20 protein-coding genes are annotated in these 23,704 nt (G+C 43.8%); 13 read left to right on the top strand and 7 right to left on the bottom strand.

Annotated elements, in window-relative coordinates:
- Window positions 1-97: 97 nt before the first annotated feature.
- From zwf to ACFOSV_RS05210, 3 genes are read left to right on the top strand one after another with little or no spacing between them, the layout of a single operon-like run.
- On the top strand, window positions 98-1,630 hold the full coding sequence (zwf, locus tag ACFOSV_RS05220; protein WP_377904102.1) for a glucose-6-phosphate dehydrogenase: 1,533 nt from the start codon (window positions 98-100) through the stop codon (window positions 1,628-1,630).
- Between the two features lie 32 nt (window positions 1,631-1,662).
- Window positions 1,663-2,373, top strand: a complete 711-nt coding sequence (pgl, locus tag ACFOSV_RS05215) for a 6-phosphogluconolactonase (RefSeq protein ID WP_377904100.1) — start codon at window positions 1,663-1,665, stop codon at window positions 2,371-2,373.
- Between the two features lie 35 nt (window positions 2,374-2,408).
- Window positions 2,409-3,458: an NAD(P)-dependent alcohol dehydrogenase gene (locus ACFOSV_RS05210; protein ID WP_377904098.1), complete on the top strand. Its 1,050-nt coding sequence runs from the start codon at window positions 2,409-2,411 to the stop codon at window positions 3,456-3,458.
- 73 nt (window positions 3,459-3,531) lie between these two features.
- On the opposite strand, the gene ruvB is transcribed toward ACFOSV_RS05210, so the two are convergent.
- Entirely contained in the window at window positions 3,532-4,563 is a 1,032-nt protein-coding gene (gene ruvB, locus ACFOSV_RS05205) for a Holliday junction branch migration DNA helicase RuvB (protein WP_377904096.1), read from the bottom strand.
- A gap of 117 nt (window positions 4,564-4,680) precedes the next feature.
- On the opposite strand from ruvB, the gene ACFOSV_RS05200 reads away from it, so the two are divergent.
- From ACFOSV_RS05200 to acs, 5 genes are all read left to right on the top strand, one after another.
- On the top strand, window positions 4,681-5,748 hold the full coding sequence (locus ACFOSV_RS05200; RefSeq protein ID WP_377904094.1) for an FAD:protein FMN transferase: 1,068 nt from the start codon (window positions 4,681-4,683) through the stop codon (window positions 5,746-5,748).
- An 89-nt stretch (window positions 5,749-5,837) separates the two neighbouring features.
- Window positions 5,838-6,590: a zinc permease gene (locus tag ACFOSV_RS05195; protein ID WP_377904092.1), complete on the top strand. Its 753-nt coding sequence runs from the start codon at window positions 5,838-5,840 to the stop codon at window positions 6,588-6,590.
- A 117-nt stretch (window positions 6,591-6,707) separates the two neighbouring features.
- Window positions 6,708-6,974: a DUF4212 domain-containing protein gene (locus ACFOSV_RS05190; protein ID WP_377904090.1), complete on the top strand. Its 267-nt coding sequence runs from the start codon at window positions 6,708-6,710 to the stop codon at window positions 6,972-6,974.
- Between the two features lie 20 nt (window positions 6,975-6,994).
- Entirely contained in the window at window positions 6,995-8,680 is a 1,686-nt protein-coding gene (locus ACFOSV_RS05185) for a sodium:solute symporter family protein (RefSeq protein WP_377904088.1), read from the top strand.
- Window positions 8,681-8,866: 186 nt separating this feature from the next.
- Window positions 8,867-10,759, top strand: coding sequence for an acetate--CoA ligase (gene acs, locus ACFOSV_RS05180; protein WP_377904086.1), 1,893 nt, complete (start codon window positions 8,867-8,869; stop codon window positions 10,757-10,759).
- Window positions 10,760-10,804: 45 nt separating this feature from the next.
- Here the strand turns inward: acs and ACFOSV_RS05175 are convergent, their stop codons facing one another.
- Window positions 10,805-10,978 carry a hypothetical protein gene (locus tag ACFOSV_RS05175; RefSeq protein ID WP_377904084.1) on the bottom strand — a complete coding sequence of 58 codons (174 nt, stop codon included), beginning with the start codon at window positions 10,976-10,978 and terminating at the stop codon, window positions 10,805-10,807.
- Between the two features lie 105 nt (window positions 10,979-11,083).
- Here ACFOSV_RS05175 and ACFOSV_RS05170 point away from each other — a divergent pair, with 105 nt between their 5' ends.
- Complete coding sequence (locus ACFOSV_RS05170) at window positions 11,084-13,030, top strand: DUF294 nucleotidyltransferase-like domain-containing protein (protein ID WP_377904082.1); 1,947 nt, start codon at window positions 11,084-11,086, stop codon at window positions 13,028-13,030.
- Window positions 13,027-13,698 carry a 3'-5' exonuclease gene (locus tag ACFOSV_RS05165; RefSeq protein WP_377904080.1) on the top strand — a complete coding sequence of 224 codons (672 nt, stop codon included), beginning with the start codon at window positions 13,027-13,029 and terminating at the stop codon, window positions 13,696-13,698. Before ACFOSV_RS05170 ends, ACFOSV_RS05165 begins: the two co-directional genes overlap by 4 nt.
- Before the next feature lie 3 nt (window positions 13,699-13,701).
- Here ACFOSV_RS05165 and ACFOSV_RS05160 read toward each other — a convergent pair whose 3' ends face one another.
- Window positions 13,702-15,081 (bottom strand): DUF4403 family protein, encoded by a 1,380-nt coding sequence (locus ACFOSV_RS05160; protein WP_377904078.1) that lies wholly within the window; start codon window positions 15,079-15,081, stop codon window positions 13,702-13,704.
- Window positions 15,082-15,166: 85 nt separating this feature from the next.
- Between ACFOSV_RS05160 and ytxJ the strand changes: the two genes are divergently transcribed.
- From ytxJ to ACFOSV_RS05145, 3 genes are all read left to right on the top strand, one after another.
- Window positions 15,167-15,502, top strand: a complete 336-nt coding sequence (ytxJ, locus tag ACFOSV_RS05155) for a bacillithiol system redox-active protein YtxJ (RefSeq protein ID WP_377904076.1) — start codon at window positions 15,167-15,169, stop codon at window positions 15,500-15,502.
- 119 nt (window positions 15,503-15,621) lie between these two features.
- Complete coding sequence (locus ACFOSV_RS05150; protein WP_377904074.1) at window positions 15,622-18,474, top strand: outer membrane beta-barrel protein; 2,853 nt, start codon at window positions 15,622-15,624, stop codon at window positions 18,472-18,474.
- A 185-nt stretch (window positions 18,475-18,659) separates the two neighbouring features.
- Window positions 18,660-19,691 carry a phenylalanine--tRNA ligase subunit alpha gene (locus tag ACFOSV_RS05145; protein WP_377904072.1) on the top strand — a complete coding sequence of 344 codons (1,032 nt, stop codon included), beginning with the start codon at window positions 18,660-18,662 and terminating at the stop codon, window positions 19,689-19,691.
- A 71-nt stretch (window positions 19,692-19,762) separates the two neighbouring features.
- Here ACFOSV_RS05145 and ccsA (ACFOSV_RS05140) read toward each other — a convergent pair whose 3' ends face one another.
- From ccsA (ACFOSV_RS05140) to ccsA (ACFOSV_RS05125), 4 genes are read right to left on the bottom strand one after another with little or no spacing between them, the layout of a single operon-like run.
- Window positions 19,763-22,285 (bottom strand): cytochrome c biogenesis protein CcsA, encoded by a 2,523-nt coding sequence (gene ccsA, locus ACFOSV_RS05140; protein WP_377904070.1) that lies wholly within the window; start codon window positions 22,283-22,285, stop codon window positions 19,763-19,765.
- A gap of 25 nt (window positions 22,286-22,310) precedes the next feature.
- Window positions 22,311-22,727, bottom strand: coding sequence for a cytochrome c maturation protein CcmE domain-containing protein (locus ACFOSV_RS05135; protein WP_377904068.1), 417 nt, complete (start codon window positions 22,725-22,727; stop codon window positions 22,311-22,313).
- A 4-nt stretch (window positions 22,728-22,731) separates the two neighbouring features.
- Complete coding sequence (locus ACFOSV_RS05130; protein WP_377904066.1) at window positions 22,732-22,995, bottom strand: CcmD family protein; 264 nt, start codon at window positions 22,993-22,995, stop codon at window positions 22,732-22,734.
- A 3-nt stretch (window positions 22,996-22,998) separates the two neighbouring features.
- Window positions 22,999-23,694 (bottom strand): cytochrome c biogenesis protein CcsA, encoded by a 696-nt coding sequence (ccsA, locus tag ACFOSV_RS05125; RefSeq protein WP_377904064.1) that lies wholly within the window; start codon window positions 23,692-23,694, stop codon window positions 22,999-23,001.
- Window positions 23,695-23,704 lie beyond the last annotated feature (10 nt).

Raw genomic sequence — 23,704 nt, 5'->3', positions numbered from 1 at the left:
AAGGGTTACCTTTGAGCTTTTGAGGGAATTAAGGGAGAAATGGTTTTCAAACCCCAATTTATTCCCCTGGCCAAATTCATATTTGAGACGAGTCTAGATGAAAAAAACAAAAAACCAGATGTTAGTCATTTTCGGCGCATCTGGAGATCTCACCGCCAGAAAGCTCATTCCGGCACTTTACAATCTCTATAAAGGGCAGCATCTACCCGAGAAATTCGTGGTGCTGGGCACGAGTCGGAGTTTTATGACCGATGCTGAATTTAGGGAGAAAGTCGTATCTGAAAGTGATTTTTTGAAATCAAAGCTAGATAAAGAGGACAAGGACTTTATCCAACAATTTACCAATCAACTCTTTTATCAGGACCTGGGAGATAATTACACGGACTCCTACGCCAACTTGGCCAAACGAATCAAGGAACTCAATGAAGAGCATGGCACTGAGGAAAATTATATTTTCTATCTCTCCACTCCCCCAAGCTTGTATGAATCTATCGCAAAAAATCTCTGTGATCAGGAACTAACCAAAGAAGATACCGGCTGGAAAAGAATCATCGTTGAAAAGCCATTTGGGTATGATTTGGCTTCCGCAAAGGAGCTAAACGACGGACTCCACCATTATTTTGAGGAAAAGCAGGTATACCGAATCGATCATTACCTTGGAAAGGAAACGGTTCAAAACCTGCTAGTAACCCGGTTCTCTAATTCTATTTTCGAACCGCTCTGGAATAGAAATTATATCCATCATGTGGAGATCACCAATGCCGAAACGGTGGGAGTGGAAAAACGAGGCGGATACTATGATAAATCCGGCGCACTCAGGGACATGTTCCAAAGTCACTTGCTCCAGATCATTTCCCTACTGGTCATGGAGCCGCCAATCAACTCCAGCGCTGAAGAAATCCGAGATGAGAAGGTGAAGGCGCTGAAGTCTCTTCGGGTGATGAAGGATGAAAAGGATATTTTGGAAAATACCCTTCGCGGCCAATACGTCGCCTCCCAAATCAATGGTGAAAAAGTGAAAGGCTACCGAGAAGAAGAAGGTGTGGACCCAGACTCTACCACAGAAACCTACGCTGCGGTGAAGTTTTTTGTGGATAACTGGCGCTGGAAAGGGGTGCCTTTCTATGTACGAACGGCCAAAAGAATGCCTACAAAAGTGACTGAGGCAGTAATCCATTTCAAAACTCCCCATCATCAGGTTTTTCCAAGTCAAGACACCTATCGTCAGGACAATAAGCTTATTATTCGTATTCAGCCCGATGAGGGGATTCTGATCAAGTTCGGGGTAAAAGTGCCAGGGCTTGGCTTCCATGTGGAGCAGGCGAATATGGATTTTTACTATTCTGATCTAGATTCTGCCCAAGTGATGGATGCGTATGAAAGATTGCTTCTGGATGCCATGCAAGGCGATAGCACCTTGTATGCACGCGCGGACGAAGTGGAAGCAGCCTGGAATTTTGTGGATCCTATTCTGAAGTGCTGGAAAGAAAGCGATGCAGTGACTACGTTTGGTTACGCAGCGGGTACTTGGGGGCCAAAAAATTCTGATGAATTGATCGCAGAGAAATTTGGCTGGAGAAATCCGGGGGATTTGCTGACCGATGAATCAGGATTCTGTATTTTGAGTTGAGATAATTTTAAACCAAAACCATAATTCTTACGATGGAAATTAGAATTTCGAAAACCAAGGAAGATTTAGCGAGTGCTTTTTCTATTTTTTTCAAATCCCTTGTTCAATCTGATAAGGTCACTCATGTGGCACTTTCAGGAGGGAATAGTCCAAGGAAAATTTTCGATCATCTTGCCGAGAATTATGGGGAAGAGATAGATTGGACTAAGGTCAATATTTATTGGGTGGATGAGCGCTGTGTTCATCCTTTGAATGAGGAGAGTAACTTTAAAATGACTCGAGACCATTTGCTGTCTAAGGTCAAGATCCCAGAGGAAAACATCCATAGAATGCGTGGTGAGGACAATCCCGAAAAAGAAGCCAAACGCTATGGGGAGTTACTGGACAAGCAGCTTCCAGCAGAAAATGGAGTGCCAGAGTTTGATTTGATCGTCTTGGGTCTTGGTGACGACGGTCATACAGCTTCCATTTTTCCAGACTCGATGGAGCTTTGGGATTCGGAGGAAAATTGTGCTGTGGCTGCACATCCCACGAGTGGGCAGAAAAGAGTTACCCTTACAGGAAAAGTGATCAACACCGCGCAGGCTGTTGCCTTTCTGGTGACTGGTGAAAACAAGGCTAAAATCGTCAGAGAAATCACACGTCACCAAGGAGATTACAAAAAGTATCCCGCTAGTCTCGTCAATCCAGATACACCGGACTTTATCTGGTTCTTGGACGAAGAGGCGGCTAAAGAACTCTAGTTTTAAGTTTTATTTTAACCCAAACGACCATTTTTATGAGAACTGTGAAATCATTCGCTGCTAAACATGCAGATCAGCCATTAGGTCCTTTCCAATTAGAAAGAAGAACTACGGGCCCAAATGATGTGGAAATTGAAATTCTTTATTGTGGAGTATGTCATTCGGATATTCACACTGCTCGAAATGAATGGGGAGGAACCATTTTCCCAGTTGTCCCAGGACACGAAATCGTTGGTAAGGTCATTTCTGTAGGTTCTGAAGTCAAAAATCATAAGGTCGGCGATACCGTGGGTGTGGGCTGCATGGTGGATTCTTGCGGGAAATGCGGAAGTTGTGACGAGGACTTGGAGCAATTCTGTGAAAAGGGAATGTCTGGTACGTACAGCTCCTACCTTCAGGATAAGAAAACCATCACCTATGGCGGCTATTCCACACATATTGTAGTCACTGAAAAATTTGTGCTTTCCGTTTCGGATAAGCTTCCTGTCGAAGGGGTGGCTCCGCTACTTTGTGCAGGGATTACCACGTATTCTCCGTTGAGACATTGGAATGTAAAAAAAGGAGATAAAGTAGCCGTAGTCGGATTGGGAGGATTGGGTCATATGGCTGTGAAACTTGCTGCTGCCATGGGTGCTGAAGTGACCATGCTGAGCCGCTCCCCAGAAAAAGCCAAAGATGCAGACTCTCTTGGAGCACATCATTTTGAGCTGACTATTGATCCGGAAAACATGAAAAGACTGAAAGGGACTTACAATCTGATCTTGGATACGGTATCAGCTTCGCATGATTATTCTGCTTATTTGAATCTTTTGAAAACAGACGGGGTGATGGTTTTACTAGGTGTTCCACCCACACCAGAGCAGATTCATGCCACTTCGCTGATTTTTGGGAGAAAAAGCCTCGCTGGATCCTTAATTGGAGGTATCAAAGAAACCCAAGAAATGCTGGACTTCTGTGCGGAGCATAACATTGTCTCAGATGTTGAGGTGATAGCTATGGATGAAATCAATGAAGCCTATGAGCGAACCATAGCTGGGGATGTTAGGTATCGCTTTGTGATTGATATGGCTTCTTTGAAAAAATAAAAAGTATTTTAAAAAAAAGGGGGCATATCAACAGATTTGCTCCCTTTTTTTGTCTTGATAATACGGAGTTCAATTAAGTATCAAACAAAGTTCCCATCCCGGGATTGGGCTTGATCTTGAGATGCTTGTATGCCAATTCAGTCGCCATCCGGCCACGGGCCGTTCGCTTCAGATATCCTTCTTGAATCAAGAAGGGCTCGTAGACTTCCTCGATGGTCTCTGCTTCTTCTCCGCAAGCTGTTGCGATAGTGCTTAGACCCACGGGACCACCTTTGAATTTTTCGATGATGGTAAGAAGAATTCGATTATCCATTTCGTCTAGCCCATTGCTATCCACATCTAGCGCATCTAGCGCCATCTGGGCGATTTCTAAGTTTATTCTACCATCTCCTTTTACTTCTGCAAAATCTCGTGTACGTCGGAGAAGCATATTGGCGATTCGCGGTGTTCCACGACTTCTTCTGGCTATTTCAAAAGCAGCAATCTCATCAATTGGGGTTTGAAGAATTCCTGCGGATCGCATCACGATATCAGTCAAAAGCTTTGCATCGTAGTATTCCAGTCGACTATTGATCCCAAATCTGGCCCGGAGTGGCGAAGTCAAAAGACCAGACCTTGTCGTAGCTCCGATCAGCGTAAATGGGCTCAAGGAAATCTGCACGGAACGGGCATTTGGGCCAGAGTCTAACATGATATCGATCCGGAAATCCTCCATGGCCGAATACAGGTATTCTTCCACGATTGGGTTCAGCCTGTGGATCTCGTCGATAAATAGCACATCTCCTTCTTCTAGATTGGTCAGCAAACCGGCTAGATCGGATGGTTTGTCCAAGACAGGTCCTGAAGTGATTTTGATCCCTGTGTTTAGCTCGTTTGCGATGATATGACTCAGCGTGGTCTTACCTAGGCCAGGAGGGCCATGAAGTAAGACATGGTCTAGGGTCTCTTCCCTTTTCTTAGCAGCCAACACGAAGATTTTGAGGTTTGAAATGATTTTGGCTTGGCCAGTAAAATCTTCAAAACTTAGTGGTCTCAATGCCTTTTCGATCTCTCGATCATTGGAACTCAAATGTTCCTCATCTCCTGTTAGGTAGTCTTCTCTCATCTTTTTCGCGTAGCTACGCAAATATAGAAAAATCAGCCTTTGTCATTTCTTTTTTCCGCCTACGGGGTTACCCCCAAAGTAGAATTATCGCTTAACTTTGTCCCAAATTATTGAGCTATGCGAGCGAATGCCCGAAAAAATATAATCTATTCTTTGATCCTTTTATTGATGGTGATCTTGGTCTACACCTGGAGAAATGGTGGGGATGAGAAAACTGAAGAGACTTCTGCTGTGGTCACTGCCGGCAAGATGACATTGAATGGGCAAACTATGGGGACTACCTATAATGTGACCTACATGGATATTGAGGGAAGGGATTTTAAGCCGCAGATTGATTCTTTGCTGCTGAAGTTCAATGAGAGTCTTTCCACCTACATCCCGGATTCTGAGATCAGCCGATTCAATGCTCAGGATACCTTACGCTTTGAGCTACCCTTTATGCTTCCGGTTTTGAAGAAAAGCAAGGAGGTCTTTGAAAAAACAGAAGGAGCCTTCGATCCCACAGTTGGCCCCTTGGTGAATGTTTGGGGTTTTGGTCCGGGAGGACCTACACTGAAAGATTCTGTGGATATCGCTAGATTGGTTCGGTCGGTAGGTTTCGAGAAAATCATGTTTGACTCGGTACAAATGACCAAAGCAGACTCCGTGATTTATCTTGATTTTTCCGCAATTGCCAAAGGATATGGAGCGGATGAAATCGCTTCCTATCTGGAGCGACAAGGCGTTGTGAACTACTTGGTAGAAATTGGCGGGGATCTTGTCGCCAAGGGAGTAAATGATAAAGGGGAGCTTTGGAAGCTAGGAGTAAATCGCCCAGACGAGGAGTCCACAGCTAGCGATATTTATAGCATCATTGCAGTGCAAGACAAAGGAATGGCCACTTCTGGGAACTACCGCAATTTCTATGTTCGGGATTCGATAATGATTTCTCATACCATCAGTCCAGAGACAGGCTACCCTGTAAGGCATGGTCTTTTAAGCGCGACTGTTTTGGCCTCAGACTGCATGACAGCGGATGCATATGCTACGGCAATCATGGTGATGGGAACAGAAAAAGCCATTGCGCTAGACCAGGAACTGGAAGAGATCGAGGTTTTTCTGATTTATAGTGATGCAAATGGAGGATACAAAACCTATGTTTCCGAGTCTTTGAAGCCGTATTTGTCATTTTTGGTGGAGGAATAATTGCTAAATGCAACATTATTGAATTTTATTACCTTTGCCTCAGTTTTATCAATGCCTCCTTCGATTAGGTGTTGGAGAGCACATAGATTATGGGGATCAATTTTCTTCTTTTATTTCTTACAGCAATGAGCGCAGGAGCATTGGTTTTCCTTGCCCCTAATTTTCGGGATAAGTACTTCAAGCTCGTATTGGTCTTTGCAGGTTCGTATCTATTTTCGATCACTATTATTCATTTGATTCCTGAACTTTTCACAAGCGGCTATCCCGCTGGAAGTATGGGGCTTTGGATTCTTTTTGGCTTTTTGCTCCAACAGGTCCTCGAATTCTTATCTAGCGGGATTGAGCATGGACATATCCATTTGCATCATGGAGCTAAGAAAAGTGGGGTTTTCACTGTAATGATTGGACTATTTGTACATGCATTTCTTGAAGGCACTCTGCTTTCACATGGTAATTTAATTGTGGATCAAGGAGAGGTCTTGGGGCACGTGCACAGTAGTAAAACGGTCTTAGCTGGCATTCTTATGCACAAAGGGCCGGCAGCTTTTGCCTTAGCTGCAGTGCTTAGCTCGGCCTTGAGTAAGAAATGGACTCTAATTCTTTTGTCTCTTTTCGCTATAGCATCACCTCTTGGCATGTATACAAGTGCTTATTTCTTTGAGTCAGGATTGCTGAGCAAGGAAGGAATTGGAGTATTGTATGGATTAGTAGCGGGAGGGTTTTTGCATATCTCCACTACAATATTTTTTGAGAGTAGCCCACACCACAAAATTCATTGGAATAAACTTCTTGTGAGTTTTATTGCTGCTGCTCTAGCTATTGCTTCAGAATTCTTATTCTAAAAAACCTGATGTCCTTTAGGGACGGAGTGATGTCTTTGAATTGAATTTGTATATTCAAGAGATTCAAAGCTGAAAATCAGATTTTGATTCGTCTAATCCGACCCAAAACATCAACCCATGAATGAGCAACACTCAACTGTCAAAAAAGCCTATTGGAAGAAAAATCTCCAAACCTTGGGGATTCTGCTCGTTATTTGGTTTGTGGTGTCATTTGGTTTTGGGATTCTGCTCGTGGAGCCACTCAATGAAATCCGACTCGGAGGCTATAAACTAGGCTTCTGGTTCGCTCAACAAGGCTCCATTTACACTTTTGTGATTTTGATTTTTGTATATGTCTACCGTATGAATAAGCTCGACAAGGAGTTTGATGTCAACGAAGAGTAATTCTCAAAAGCACAGAAGAAATGGAAATTTTAACTTGGACATATATACTTGTGGGGCTTTCTTTTGCCCTTTACATCGGGATCGCAATCTGGACTAGAGCGGGGTCTACCAAAGAATTTTACACCGCTGGTGGAGGAGTATCCCCCCTAGCCAATGGTATGGCTACTGCCGCTGACTGGATGTCTGCCGCATCTTTTATCTCCATGGCCGGCCTTATATCTTTCGCAGGATATGATGGATCAGTTTATTTGATGGGTTGGACTGGAGGTTACGTGCTTTTGGCTTTGCTTTTGGCACCTTATCTCAGGAAGTTTGGAAAATTTACTGTGCCTGACTTCGTCGGGGACCGCTATTATTCGAAGACTGCCAAAGTGGTCGCTGTAGTTTGTGCCTTGTTTATCTCCTTTACCTATGTAGCTGGTCAAATGCGCGGTGTGGGAATTGTCTTTTCTCGCTACCTCGAAGTTCCCATCGAATGGGGTGTAGTGATCGGAATGTGTATCGTGTTCTTTTACGCAGTCTTAGGTGGAATGAAAGGCATCACCTATACCCAAGTAGCTCAATATTGTGTGCTGATCTTCGCTTACATGGTTCCTGCGATTTTTATTTCCATGCAGCTTACTGGCAATCCTATTCCTCAGCTAGGTCTAGGAGGGGAACTAGCAGATGGAACTCCACTTTTAGATAAGCTGGATGGAGTCTTGGCTGAATTGGGTTTTTCAGAATATACCGATGGAAGGAAAGGTATGACGGATATTTTTATGATCACCTTGGCCTTAATGGTGGGTACCGCAGGATTGCCTCATGTGATCGTCCGATTTTTTACAGTGCCTAGAGTAAAAGATGCCCGGCTTTCAGCAGGTTATGCCCTTGTGTTTATTTCCATTCTGTATACTACCGCTCCCGCTGTAGCTGCTTTTGGGATCTACAATGCAATTGAGAGCACTTCGGAAAAGCAGATCTCAGAATTGCCCACTTGGATCAATACCTGGCAAAAGACCAATTTGATCACCATGGATGATAAAAATGGAGATGGAGTAGTACAATATGTAGCCGATGCCGAACGAAACGAACTCAGCATAGACCGAGATATCATGGTGCTGGCCAGTCCGGAAATTGCCCAGCTGCCCAACTGGGTCGTTGGACTTGTCGCCGCTGGAGCTATGGCTGCGGCATTATCTACTGCGGCTGGTTTGCTTTTGGTGATTTCTACCTCGGTGTCCCGGGATTTGTTCAAGACCTTTAAGCCTGAGATTTCAGAAAAGAAAGAACTTCGGATTGCTCGAATTGCAGCCGCATGTGCAGTAGTAGTTGCGGGATATTTTGGGGTGAATCCTCCAGGTTTTGTTGCTCAGGTGGTAGCATTTGCTTTTGGCCTTGCCGCGGCATCATTTTTTCCAGTAATTATTATGGGTATTTTCTCAAGTCGAATCAATAAGGAGGGGGCCATTGCAGGGATGATCAGTGGTTTGGCATTTACCTTGGCCTATATCATTTATTTCAAATTTGTGAGCCCAGAGATGAATACAGCCGACAATTGGCTCTTTGGCATCTCCCCTGAAGGAATCGGATCCATTGGTATGTTGATCAATTTCGTGATTTGTAGCCTGGTATCGCGCTTTACTCCAGCCCCACCCCAGTCGGTACAGGATATGGTGCAGGAAATCCGTATTCCAAGAGGAGCAGGTCAGGCTCATGAGCATTGATCTAGGGATGGGAGGCCGAATAACAATATTTGGCAAATCTTTCTTCGGGGCTAATTTTTTATAAACCGAATATGGAAAAGGATTGAAATCAGGCTGTCTTTTTGGCCTTGATCTTTATCTTGCTATCTCTTTGGTCTCCGACCAAAAACAAAAAACGAATAAACCATAAAATTAACCAGAAGTACTATGAGTGATCGAATACATACCCTGAGCGGTTATTTGTATGAATACCAAAAAAGTGTAACCCAGCCTGAGGAGTTTTGGGCTCGGATAGCGGATTCTTTTCACTGGAGAAAGCGCTGGTCCAAAGTGCTGGATTGGGATTTCAAAGGTCCTGATGTGAAGTGGTTTGTGGATGGTAAACTCAATATTACCGAGAATATTTTTGAGCGGCATATGTACACTTTGGCCGATAGGCCTGCCATCATCTGGGAGCCCAATGATCCTAGCGAAGAGGGACGTACACTGACTTATCGCGAGCTTTTTGCTGAGGTATGTAAGTTTTCTAATGCGCTGAAGAGTAAAGGAATTGGAAAGGGTGACAAGGTGATCATTTATATGCCCATGGTTCCTGAGGCGGCGGTGGCCATGTTGGCATGCGCGAGAATCGGAGCCATTCATTCCGTGGTTTTTGCCGGATTTTCCAGCACTGCTCTTGCAGACCGGATCATTGACTGCGAAGCAAAAGCAGTTTTGACCTCAGACGGAAATTTTAGAGGAAATAAGAAGATTGGGGTAAAATCTGTGGTCGATGAGGCTTTGGAAAAATCCTCCGTGGAAACTGTCATCGTTTATCAAAGAACCCATCAGGAAGTAGAGATGAAGGAGGGTCGGGATTACTGGTGGCATGATGTGGTAGCCAATGAATCTACTGAAAATAAAGCGGAGGAGATGGATAGCGAAGATATGCTCTTCATCCTCTACACCTCCGGCTCCACCGGAAAGCCAAAAGGTGTGGTGCATACTACCGGTGGCTACATGGTCTATACCAAATACAGTTTCGAAAATGTCTTCCAATATTCTCCCGGTGACGTGTATTGGTGTACTGCAGACATTGGCTGGATTACAGGCCATTCGTACATTGTTTATGGACCTTTGCTCGCAGGAGCGACGACCTTGATGTTTGAGGGAGTGCCTACTTTTCCTGATGCAGGACGCTTCTGGGCGGTTTGCGAAAAGCATAAAGTAAATGTGTTTTACACTGCTCCAACGGCGATTCGGGCATTGCAGGCGTACGGCACGGAGCCCATTGACGGCTATGATTTGAGTTCTCTGAAAGTACTGGGTTCTGTGGGAGAGCCGATTAATGAAGAAGCTTGGCATTGGTATCATACTCATATTGGAAAGTCCAAATGTCCTATCGTGGATACCTGGTGGCAGACTGAGACAGGAGGGATTTTGATTTCGCCTATCGCAGGAATTACACCGACCAAGCCAGCATTTGCGACTTTGCCGCTACCGGGAATTCAGCTTTGCATTGTAGATGCTGAAGGAAAAGAGCTTAAAGGAAACTCTGTGGAGGGAAATCTCTGCATCAAATTCCCTTGGCCATCCATGATTCGAACCACCTACGGGGATCACGATCGATGCAAGCAGACCTATTTCTCCACCTACGAAAACATGTATTTCACAGGAGATGGAGTGAAGCGGGATCATGATGGATATTACAGAATTCTGGGTAGGGTAGATGATGTAATCAATGTTTCTGGGCACCGTATGGGTACAGCTGAGGTGGAAAACGCGATCAATGAGCATCCATTGGTAATCGAGTCGGCCGTGGTTGGCTATCCTCACGAAGTCAAAGGCCAAGGTATTTATGCCTATGTAATCTGTGATATGGAAAATCGAACGGAAGAGAATTTGGTCAATGAAATCAAAACAACCGTTTCTAAAATCATAGGCCCAATTGCCAAGCCGGACAAAATCCAAATCGTACCAGGCCTACCCAAAACCCGCTCGGGCAAAATCATGCGTAGAATCCTGAGAAAAGTGGCTGAAAATAGTCTGGACAATATGGGTGACACCAGCACGCTTCTCGACCCGGAAGTAGTGAATCAGATTATTGAAGGAAGAAAATAAATTTCGATTCCATCAAGAGTCAAGAATTATTTCTTGGCTCTTTTTTCAAAGCTTTGGAGTTGAATCTTCCTCCTCTGCATCAATTTCAATTGAAGAAACAATGGTATCAGGAGAATCCATTTCCTGCTTGTAAAAATTATGAACCCCCAACATGAAAGCTACAATCAGCGCCCAACTGATTTTCCTGAAAAATATAAAAACCTTATTTACTTGCTTCATTTTTCTAAACTGGAAATATAATTTTTCAAAAGCTGTACCAACAGAAAATAAATGTCAAATTGTCATTATTGACAAGAGTGGATTTGGAATTAGTATATTTCAACCATGGCTAATGTAATTGTCAATCGAGTTTCGGAGTTTCTGAAAAGGTATCCACCTTTTTCCTTTCTCTCTGAGGAAGATTTGGAGCAGGTGGCCAGCGAGGTTCAAGTCAGCTACTTTGCAAAAGATGAACTTCTATTCCGGCAAGGTCAGCCGGCAGAAGCTCATTTTTTTGTACTCAAAGAAGGCTCCATCGTGCTCCTGGAGGAGAAAGGCGAAAGATCGGAGATTAAGGAAGTTTGTGACGAGGGAGATGTGTTTGGAGTATTAGCCTTACTCGGAGAGCGGCCCTATGTGCTTTCAGCAAGATCGGATGAGGAATCCCTAGTTTACTGTATCCCTGTAAGTACGTTTCGAGAAATTTTGGACAGAAACGGTAAAGTAGCGATGTATTTTGCTGCGGGTTTTGCTGCCGGACAGGTGGTAGTCAGAGCTTCAACTGTTCCTGCTGGTAAGCCCAAGGCCATGTTTCGAAATGAATCCAGAGATCATTCTTTGCTGATTTTTTCAGATGAGTCTCAGGTAAAGTATTCTAAGGAGGTTCTTACCTGTCCGGTTGAATTGAGTATTCGTGACGCGGCTCAGCAGATGACTGAAAAACAAGTCAGCAGTATCGTAATTGTGGACGATGAGAAATTCCCTTTAGGTATTGTTACGGACAAGGATTTGCGTGCCAAAGTACTGGCAAGAGGCTTTTCCTCCCAGGAGAAGATCGCACGCATCATGAGTAGTCCGGTGCTGACGCGAAAGCCTGAATCGGATTTTTCTGAGCTCTATCTCACCATGATTAAAAACCGTCTCCATCATCTGATTTTGACGGAGGATGGCACGCCGCAGAGTCCGGTTAAAGGAATTTTATCAGACCATGACGTCCTCCTATCCATGGGCAATAGCCCAGCGGTGCTCATCCATGGACTTATGAACACTTTTGATCCAAAGGAAATGCATGGGATTCGGGACAGAGCTGAGGATATGCTTCGATATTATTTGGAAAATGAAGTGGCTATGGATTTCGTAGCCTCAGTGATGACGGAAGTCAATGATGTGATTATCCGACAGGCGGTGAGTAAAGCCAAGCAGGATTTGGCGAAGGATTTTCCTGGCTTTGATCAATTGAAGTTTTGTTTCCTTTCTCTGGGATCTGAAGGCCGTGAAGAGCAACTTCTACGGACCGATCAGGACAATGCGATTGTGTATCAGGATGTGTCTGAAGCCCAAAAAGAACAGGCACAGGAGTATTTTTTGAAATTAGGTACAGCTATCGTGGAGGTACTATTGACTTGTGGATTTGCTTCCTGTCCTGGAAATATCATGGCGAGTAACCCTGAATGGGTGCAGCCTCTTTCGCAGTGGAAAAAGTACTTTTCTGATTGGATACTCACGCCCACCAATAAAGCATTGACTAGTGCATCTATCTTTTTTGACTTCCGGAGAATTGTGGGAAGTGCAGAACTGGAGGAGCAGATGAGCCAACACATTCATGAGGAAATCCAGAAAAAGCAGGTGTTTCTCAGTTTCTTGGCTAAAAATGCTTTGATGAACCCTCCTCCTTTAGGGTTCTTTAAAGGCTTTATGGTGGAAAAGTCAGGAGAGCATAAAAATCAATTTGATATCAAAGCCCGAGCAATGATGCCGCTTGCTGATTTGGCGCGACTACTCGTGCTCAGTCATGGCTTAGTTGGGGTAAATAATACTTTTAAGCGCTTCGAAAAACTAGCGGAGCTAGAGCCAAAAAACGCCAGTTTGTACCAGGAAGCCGGAGAGGCCTATGAAATTTTGATGCGTATGCGCGCGCTGGAGGGGTTGAAAAATAAGTCCAGTGGAAGATTCATTCAACCAGATTCGTTGGGTAAGCTTCAGCGGCAGTTGCTGAAGAGTACTTTTTCGCCGATTTCTGATTTGCAGGAGCTAGCCGAAGTTCGTTTTCAGGTAGACTATTTGGGAAGATGATCTGGCCTTTTGGAAGTAAAAAGAAAATCCCAGAAACGGATTTCGTGAAGAGGTATTTGGATGAAAATTCAAGAAAAATTCCAGGAATCAGGCAGTTGGACCTTTTAGAGTTTGTAGTCTTTGATACCGAAACCACCGGTTTGAATCCGAAGGAGGACTTTATTCTTTCCTTTGGTGCGGTGAAAATCCAAGAGCGAAAAATTCTGGTCAATACTGCTGTGGAATGGTATCCAAATTCTCCTAAGGCAGGCTCTCAGACAGCCGAAATCCATGGTTTGCTGAGACCGGAAGCTACCCTGGAGATTCAGTCTTTTATAAAGCAGGTTTTAGCTTATTTCAGTAATTCTATTCTAGTCGGACATCACGTGGGATTTGACCTGCAGATGCTGCACAAGGCGAGCAAGGCTTATGGCTTACCAAGGCTTGTAAATCCCACTCTAGATACCATGAATCTGGCGATCCGACTGGATTACGGGCCCAGTCCGGATCGGCAAATGGTGCCCATGAAGGAGTATGGCTTGGATACACTTTGCGACCGATTTGGTATTGCCACAGAGGATAGACACACAGCTCCTGGAGATGCTTTTTTGACTGCTCAGTTGTTGCTCAAATTGCTAAAGCTTGCAGAGCAAAAAGGGATCAACACATTTTCAGATCTACTCAGGTAGCGGCTATTTGAAATCAATCCCTACGGATCCCTTGGCTTTGAGCTGGATCAGAAGTTCATTGGCTAGAGGATAAAAACCAGCGGGTTCTATCACCAAATTTTCAATTTTCAAATCGGCGATGGGAGTGCTTAATCCCAATCGATCTGCAATGCTCACAAGGCTTTCATCAATAAGATCCCCAAGAGGGAAAACGGCCCTTTTCTGAATGTTTTTGATGATTTTTCGCTTCTTCAGGCCTGCTGTAGTCTGGGCTCCGAAGTTGCCACTTTCCAATTTGAAATTGATCTCACTAAATCGAATTTCCCGAGTTTCTGGGTCATAAAAGGGTTTTCCTACAGCAAAAATTTCCCCTTCTAGGGACTTGCCATTGCTTTGCTCCGCAAAAAAATCCAGGCTAATCGCTATCCATTCCCCATAGGCCTGAGTTTTTATATTGGACGGGATCATTGTGATCTTTTTATCGATTCGAAAGACCTTGTTTTGAAGATTTTCAGCAAGGAGTTCGTCTAGCTCAGTGTAGGAAATGCCAAATGGCATTAGAATTTCAAGGGCATTTTCCTCAGATGAATTGGGAGAAAGACTGGGGAGTGGGAAGGCTCTGGAAGGTGCAGCACTGGCGGGATGTGAATTGACCTTGCCAGCAAGGCCTAGCCAAACGTTTAACGATTCATTTGCATCAAAAAATTCTCGGAATCTGACCTCTTGAGGCTGAATAGAGAAAGCGGTTTGGAATCCTTCTACTTCGACTTGGAAGGGTTTTCCAACTTGCTCCCAAGCCAAATCAATTATTGGCTTGAGCTGAATGATACTTTTTTTGGCTACCAGATTTTCATCTGCCCATTTTCTAATTTGCTGACTTAAAACTCCGCTTAGATCAACAGACATTCCCAAAACGTCGAGATCCAATTGTCCTCCAAGTTCGATCAATTCAAAAGCACGGATTCCTACACTCCAGTCGGGATTGACTTCAGGATCGATCACCACTAGTGGCTCCAAGGTTTCGTCCAGAGGGATTCTGGTTCGTAGGAAGCTCCCGAGTCCACTTTTTTTCAACCCTACTTCACCTTGAATTTTGATAGGGATTTTCACTTCGATCAATTGACTATCTAGGGCGGCCCAAGTGATGGCCCCATTTCTCGAAATTTGTAAATCCCCTTCGATGCCATTCCCAAAACTCATCCCTTGCTCTTTGATCAATGTTTGTGGTACTTGGCTGTTGATCACCCGAGTCAATGTGGACTTGGGGACTTGAAAGGGAGTATTCACTTCCGAACTAGAGACAGGTGGGCTCAATGGAGGCCCGGGATTGGATAAGGGGGGAAGCGATTTGCAAGCGGCGAGAGAAAGTGCAAGTATGGAAATAAGAAAGAGTGACCTTTTCACGATGTGTATTTTTTCATTCAGAGTGATATCTTTATTGAACTATTTCAATGTGGAAAGTATTGCCTAAAAGTAAGCATTTAAGAAAATGAATTGGCATAAATTAACGTCTGTAGATCAAATCCAAGAGATCAAAGAAACGAGCAAGGAAAAGCCTGTTTTGATATTTAAACATAGTACGCGATGCTCCATCAGTAGCATGTCCTTGGACCGGCTTTTGAGAAAATGGAAACCCGAGGATATCGAGCAGATCGTACCGTATTATTTGGATCTGATTGCTTATCGGGATCTTTCGGACGAGGTGGCTAGACAGTTTCTTGTCCCACACCAGTCCCCACAGGTTATGATCATCAAAAACGGAGTTTCTGTTTATGATTCCAGTCACTTTGGAATCTCCTATCCAGAAATCATGAGTCAGGTTTGATGTTTTTCACATCCTAATTTACCCGTTTATCCTTCTCATTTCCCTTCCTTATTTTTCTGCCATTTCGGTTTAAACCTTTGCCTTTTTTCGTAAGTCAAAGAGTAAATAACCCAAACTAGATGGTACGAAATTTTACTTTTATTTTTCTTTTTTTCTGGCTTGCCTTGACTTTTGATGTGCAGGCTCAAAGGCCAGATAGTCCAGCACGCAAGTTTACCGGTGTGGTAATCGACGGTATCGAAAAGAAACCCATGGTGGGCGCCAATGTCCTAATCAAAACCGTGACCGACTCCCTTTTGCTTGGGACAGTAACTGATGGCCAAGGTAGATTTGAAATCGAAAGACCACAAATTCCAGATGTGAAAATCTTGATCACATTCGTGGGCTACCAGACTATCACTCGCAATCATAATTTCAGAGATCCTGTGGATTTGGGTGAGTTGGTTCTGTTGGAGGACTCCAAAGTCTTGGGAGAGGTCATCATCGAGGGGGAAGTTCCAGTGGGTGAAATGCGCGGAGACACGACCTCATTTAATGCAAATGCCTTCAAAACTCGAGAAAATGCTCAGGCGGAGGATTTGATCCGGAAACTTCCTGGGGTGACTATGGAGGGTGGACAGATTCAGGCTCAAGGCGAGACGGTACAGCGAGTTTTGGTAGATGGGCGTGAATTCTTCGGCAGCGATCCAAACATTGCCTTAAGAAATCTTCCTGCGGATGCGGTGGAGCGAGTGGAAGTGCTTGATCAGCGATCGGATCAGAGTAGATTGACTGGATTTGATGACGGAACTTATACCAAAACTATCAACATCATCCTTCGAGAAGATCGGAAAAATGGTCAGTTTGGCCGTGCCTATGCAGGTTATGGTACAGATGATCGGTACTCCGCTGGCGGTAGCATCAACTTATTTAAAGGAGATCAGCGATTCTCGATTTTAGGTTTATTCAACAATGTCAATCAGCAGAATTTCTCGAGCCAGGATCTAGCCGGAGTCAACGCCAATGCTTCTGGTGGCGGTGGCAGAGGTCGAGGTGGATTCCGAGGTGGTGGAGGCAATAGCAATTTCTTTGTTGGCAATGACATAGGAATTATAAATACCAACTCTATTGGCCTAAACTATTCTGACAAATGGGGTAAGAAGGTGAATTTCTCAGGAAGCTATTTCTTTAATAACTCTGGAAATACACTCCGCCAAATCACCAATCGGGAGACAGTGGTCAATGAGGATTTTACTCAAATCTATCAAGAAAACCTGCTCAATACCGTGGATAATTCCAATCACCGATTCAATGGGCGATTGGAAGCGGATATCAATGAGAAGAATTCGCTCATAGTGACTCCAAATATTTCATTTCAAAATAATAAAACCTTTAGCGATCGAGATGCCTTGACCCTTTTGGGTACGGGAGATTCACTATCGGCTTTGAGATCTATTTCCAATGCCGAAACACAGGCTTACAACATTGGCAATAATATTACCTATCGCTATAAGTTTGATAAAGTAGGGCGAACCCTCTCCACGGATGTATCCACTACTTGGAGCAAGAGAGATCAGCTCTCTGATCTTTTGGCAGCAAGTCGGGATTTCAATAGGGACCTTTTGGATACCACACTGCAGGAGACAGATGCCTTGACGGATGGATTCAATTACAGCGTTAATTTACGTTATACAGAGCCATTGGGTGAAAAGTCAATCGGTACCTTGGAGTATAGAGTTGGAAACAACAAAACCTCAGCCGATCAAAAAACCAGAGTACGAGACAGCGAAGGGCAATTTTTTCAATTGGATACGGCCTTGAGTAATGAGTTTGAAAATAAATTCATCACCAATCGACTTCGCACGGGCTATGCTTACAATAATGCAGGTCTGAATTTGAATTTCAATCTTGACTACCAAAATGCACGTCTGGATAATGAAAGCGTTTTCCCAACTATGGGCGTTTTCAACAGGGATTTTAATAACCTCTTACCGAGTGCCAACTTGAGCTACAGAAACCGCGAAAAAGGGGTTTCTTATCGGGTGAGATACCGTACGGACACCGATGAGCCTAGCGTGTCTGAGTTGCAAAATGTGGTCAACAATCAAAATCCGCTTAGCCTAACAGTAGGTAATCCCAATCTTGGTCAAAGCTACAATCACAATATCTTTATCAACATGAGTAAGGTGGATCTGGAAAAATCCAGAACCCTATTTATGTTTATCAACTACTCAGGGACAAGCAATTTTATCGGAAGTCAGACTTTCCTCGCAGCCCAAGATACCTTGATCAATGGGGATATTCTACTCCGACCAGGGGGTCAGATTACTCAACCCGTGAACCTGGATGGAAATTTCAGCACACGTTTCTTCTTGACGTATGGGGCGCCTATCGCCAAGTCCAAGTTGCAATTCAATATGCGAACTCGTGTGAATTTCAACCGTACTCCGGGTATCATCAATGGGGAGACCAACCTTAACGATAATTTAGACTTGAGCCAAGGGGTGACATTCACCAGTAATATCAGTAAGGACCTGGATTTCACCTTGAGCGCCACGGGTACTTATACCATTGTGAATTCGAGTCTTCAGGAAAACCTGAACAACAATTACTACATCCAGGAGTCCAATATCCGTCTTTACTATTCGCCAAATGATGGGAAGCTTTTCGTGGGGAATAATATTAATCATAGCTTGTATCGTGGTCTTTCTGAGGGCTTTGATCAGTCCGTTTGGCTTTGGAATATTGAGGCAGGTTATCGCTTCGCAAAAAATAATAAGGCCGAAATTAAAGCTGTGGTTTTTGATTTACTCAATCAAAACAACAGCATTACTAGAACCATTTCAGATGTAGCCGTAACAGACGTATTTACCAATGTTTTGACCCGCTACGGCATGCTTACTTTCACTTATATTATTGGCAATTTCAAAGAGCCAGAGCCGGATAATAGCCCATGGAATCGTGGAAGACCAGGTGGAGGTAGGACTTGGTAGAATCAAAAGTATAAAGTCTTAATTAGGAAGACCGAAAAAATTAAAAGCTACTTGATTTACTTTCAAGTAGCTTTTTTGATTTATGTTTTTCAAGATGAAAACTTCTCCAAAAAACCTTTGCTGTATTCATCTTTCCAAAAAACCACAAAAGGCTTAACTTTGTGACTTGATAAAAATGAGTCCCGATGTACCAAGATAAGATTGAAGAAATAAAAGCTGCGATTGCAGCAGCTGATGCTAATACTGCGGAAGAGCTAGAAGCTTATCGTATGGAGTTTATCTCCAAAAAATCCGTAGTGGGCCAGCTATTCGGGATGATGGGACAGATCCCCAATGAGGAAAAGAGAGCTTTCGGGCAATTGGTCAATGGGGTTAAAAATCTGGCGGATGAAAAATTTCAGGCGCTCATTGAGAAAGTAAATTCTTCTACCTCAAAGTCAAAATCTCGTGAAATTGATCTGACTTTACCTCCTTCGAATCAGCAGCTTGGCTCGATTCACCCACTTACTGCTACCCGACAGCGGATTATCGAGATATTTGAGCGGATCGGATTTAATCTTTCCGAAGGACCAGAGATCGAAGATGACTGGCATAATTTCACTGCGTTAAATTTCCCTGAAAACCATCCCGCTCGGGAGATGCAGGATACTTTTTTCATCGAAAAAAATCCCGATATCGCCCTTCGAACGCATACCTCCTCTGTGCAGGTACGAGTGATGGAAAATCAAAAACCGCCGATTCGTACGCTATCTCCCGGACGAGTGTATAGAAACGAAGCGATTTCAGCTCGTGCGCATTGTATCTTCCATCAGGTAGAGGGTCTCTATGTGGATGAGAATGTAGGTTTCGCAGATTTGAAAAACACCCTTTATCACTTTGCCAAGGAGATGTTTGGGAAGGGGACCAAGGTTCGTTTCCGCCCTTCTTATTTCCCATTTACCGAGCCCAGTGCGGAGATTGATATTACTTGCCTGATCTGTGGAGGAAAAGGGTGTAATGTCTGCAAAGGAACCGGTTGGGTAGAAATCGGGGGAAGCGGAATGGTAGATCCAAATGTCCTTGAAAACTGTGGAATTGACTCTAAAAAATATACAGGCTTTGCATTCGGAATGGGAATCGAGAGGATCACCATGCTGAAATATCAGATCAAAGATTTAAGGCTTTTCACTGAAAATGATGCTCGCTTTTTGAAGCAATTTAGTCCTTTGATGACCTAGATTTAGGATTGGATCAAAGATAAAAAAGCTCGGTTTCGGCCGAGCTTTTTACGTTTGGTTAATCTAGTATCTTAGACCTCAAGTCCCTTGTCACGCATCTTTTTAAATTCATCAAACCTCCTTACTATCGCTACGGTAAAGCCGATCAGCATAATGATCGTGCCCACCCAAAGTACATTGATGTATGGTTTTACTATGGCCTTCATCACGACGTAGTCTTTTTGGTATTGATTGACTTTGAAGACGAACTTATTTTCTTCAGGCAAGATATTTTCTAGCGACACGCGAAGTCCGAGTTCCTCATCTGTGACGGCGAGTTTGCCGACTTGATTATTTCGAATGATAAAGGTAGGCTCGAGGATTTTTTCTACATCATAGTCCAGAATTCGGAGCTTTGCTTTCACAGCAATATCTCCTTCCTGAAGGACATATCCATCAATTTCCTGCATCACCTCAGCTCCATCAAAGTAGGTTACAAAATCTGCTACGTGAAACTGCTCTCCTGGAGCCACTTCGTAGATTTCATCCTCTTTCCAGTCTGGGTCCTCGTAGTCATTCATAGCGGCCACGTAGGTGTACAAGTCTTTGTTTAGGTAGATTTTCGAATCCGGAGAAGAGATCAATCCTCCCATTCCCTCATTAAATTGAGACATGGGGTTCAATGAAAATTTCAGTACTTCATTTTGGTAGTAGTCGATCTGGAAGTAGTCGTTTTCCTCCAAGACTATTCCAACTTCTTCTCCTTTTTTGAAGTAATCCTTGTAATCCGCTTTGGCCAAAGCCATATTCACTTCTCCAGTAGGCTCTAGAAGTTTTGCTGGAACATACTCCGGCACACCCACGACTTTCTTGTGGCGCCCTCTATAGATCACTGTATAGTCCTTCATCTGGGTAGGTTTATTGATCCAGAGAAGCACATGCTCTTTGTTCATCTCGTCCTCCCAGCTATTCGAATAGGTGAGACCAGACATATTGATAGAGATGACATCCGAGTAGCCTGAGCTAAACATGATTCCGATCAAGACCATTCCTAGGCCGATGTGTGCCAAAGAACCTCCAGCTAGTTTGAAGGTGCTTTTCTTGAGGATTTTGGATAGGATCGTCGCATTTGCTACGATGGTAAAAGTCCCAGCAATCACCAAAATGATGTATTTCCAGTCATAAACTTTAGCCAAAACGATGATGGCAGCGGAAATTAAAACAGAGATGATGTATGGCGTGATTAGCGTGTTTTTCAGTGTCTGCTTGTCCATTTTTTGCCACCAGAAAAACTGCCCCACTGCGGTCAGAAGTGCCAAAGCTACTGCAAACCACAATTGGAATTTGGTGTAAAATTCTACTTGATCCGCAGGCGGAGCCATATTTGAGATTCCCCCAAAGCTTTCGATCAGGGCGTTGTAAGCAGGAATCGAAGTGGGCAAAATAACCTGAAAAGCCATCAAACCCAGCGTGGTGGCACCAATAAAGATCCAAAACTCACGTGAGTATACGGATGCTTCACGCTCAGAAGAAGGGATGTGCTTCCATGCTCTCGCAGCGAGAATCGTGGCAACCAAGAGGAAGAAAAGCATGTAAATCAAAAGCTGACCAGATAGCCCCAAATCAGTAAATGAGTGGACGGACGCGTCGCCAAGTACCCCGGATCTAACCAAGAAAGTGGCATAAAGAACCAAAATAAAGGAAAGGATCACGAGCACGATGGATGTCTTTAATGCAGTCGCACTTTTCTTGAAAGTGATCATCGTATGTATTGAGGCTACCAAGATGAGCCAAGGCACGTACACTGCGTTTTCCACCGGGTCCCAGTTCCAATAACCCCCGAAATTCAAAGTCACATAGGCCCAGTAAGCACCCATAATGATCCCCATTCCCAAAATCATCGCCGAGAAAATAGCCCAAGGTAAAGCAGGGCGAATCCACTCAGAGTATTTTTTGGTCCAAAGACCAGCCATTAAAAAGGCAAATGGTACTAATGTCGAGGCATAGCCCAAAAACAATGTAGGTGGGTGAATTACCATCCAGATGTTTTGTAGCAGTGGATTTAATCCTGTCCCATCTTCAGGGATAAAGTCCGGATTCACCTGGAAAATAGGTGCCTGAGTCGCGTCTCGCAAAAGGATAAATGGAGAGCTACCAATCTTCAGGTCGCCAATTACCACACCGAGAATCATGGACACTAAAAATGCCTGCACCAAGGCAAAGACAATCATCACTGGTGCTTCCCAGACGCGATTAATTTTGATCAGAAAAGCTCCTAGAATCACGTTCCAAAACATCCAAAGTATGAATGCCCCTTCTTGACCTTCCCAGAAGCTGGAAATCATATAGTGCACAGGAAGGGCTTTGCTACTATGGGAGTAGGCATAGAAATATTCAAAGCGATGATTGTAAATGATGGTAAATAAAGAGACCGCAATCATCACTGTGGAAACGCCGTGGATTGTAAAACTGATCCGACTAAATCGTCTCCAACTCTGCTTATCTATCTCATTTGCTTGATAATAATTGTAATAAGCAAATGCAGTGATTAGGGCACTGATAAAAGCCACTATGGCCATTAGATGCCCAAAGTTACCGATAAAGGTATCTATCATTTTTAGTTGATTTTCCTATTCTTACTCACATTCCAGCCGCCTGCACTTCAGTTTCCTGATATTTGGAAGGACACTTCATCAAGATTTTATCAGCAACAAAAATCTCTTCATTTTTATAAGCACCGATCACCACCACGGATTCCGAACGCGTAAAGTCCGCTGGTACAGGCTCATTGTAAAAAACCTCTTGTTCAGTGCCATTGTTATCGACCAAAACAAAGGTAAAAGACACCTTGTCCTCGCGGACATTCAGCCCAACGACTTCCCCGCTTTCGTCTTTTTTCAGCTGACCCACGACATGGATTGCCTTGTCATCTCCATTTTGCTTCATCTCGAGGGCTGTGTTGAAGTCCTCGTAGCTACTTGCGTCGCCAATGGAAGTCATGATGATCACGATGGCTATTGCAATAATTCCTAATCCGAGAATATGTCCTTTCTTCATCTCTTTAAGAGTTTTGAGTATTCGTGGAAGAAGGTAGTTCCTTTTCCAGTTTGCTTATTTTTCTATCAGTACTGATGAGGTATACGGTAATTCCCGAAAAAATTATGAGAATAATCCCCACCAAAACGTAAATTTTTCCATTGGATCGCATCACATCAGCCATATCCACGGTGCTATTGCTGTAGTCTGCGTCGGTCACTGGAGTTTTTTCCTGTGCCAAAACAGAAAGACTAAAGACAAGTAGTAAAACGGTAAGTAGTTTTTTCATCTTTTATGGATTAAGGAAGCGATCTTCCAACACTCGATTAATTCGTCTTGCTCGCACTCTTAGCGTAGCCATCCAGCTACCCAATAGCGTCCAGCCGATAATGGCAGGATAAAATACCATTCGCAGCTTGGAGTCAAGATCGTATGCATTGAAACCTGGATTTCCACCGTTTCCTGGGTGAAGACTATCTGTCAATCTGGGCAAAACAAAGATCAAGGGAATAAATGCTGCAAAGGCGAAAATATTGTAAATAGAACCTATTCGCGCTCTTTGGTGATCATCAATTAAGGAGTTTCTGAGAATCAAATAGGCGAAATACATCAGTAGTCCAATTGCAGAGGCATTTTGTTTTGGGTCGCCACTCCAAAAATCTCCCCAGGCAAATTGAGCCCAAAGCATGCCCGTAGCGATTCCTAAAATCCCAAAAAGGATTGCCGCATTGGCAAATTCTACGGCCAAGTCATCGTATTCCAGATTGTTGCTTCGCAAATATTTTACGCTATACACCACGGATACCACCAACATCAGGATCATTCCAAACCACATTGTCACATGAAAATGAAGGGCACGAATGGTCTCATTGAGAATGGGTAACCTCGGCACATCCATCAATAGGCCTGCTATGAGGGTGTACAGCAGCAGTCCAATCGCTAAAATTTTCCACCAGTTTTGGCGCATAGAATATCTTTGCTTTTCCAAGTGCAAAAAT

It is taken from the genome of Algoriphagus namhaensis, from assembly GCF_042649705.1.
Lineage (GTDB): Bacteria > Bacteroidota > Bacteroidia > Cytophagales > Cyclobacteriaceae > Algoriphagus > Algoriphagus namhaensis.
This window is presented reverse-complemented; position numbering and strand designations above follow the sequence as displayed.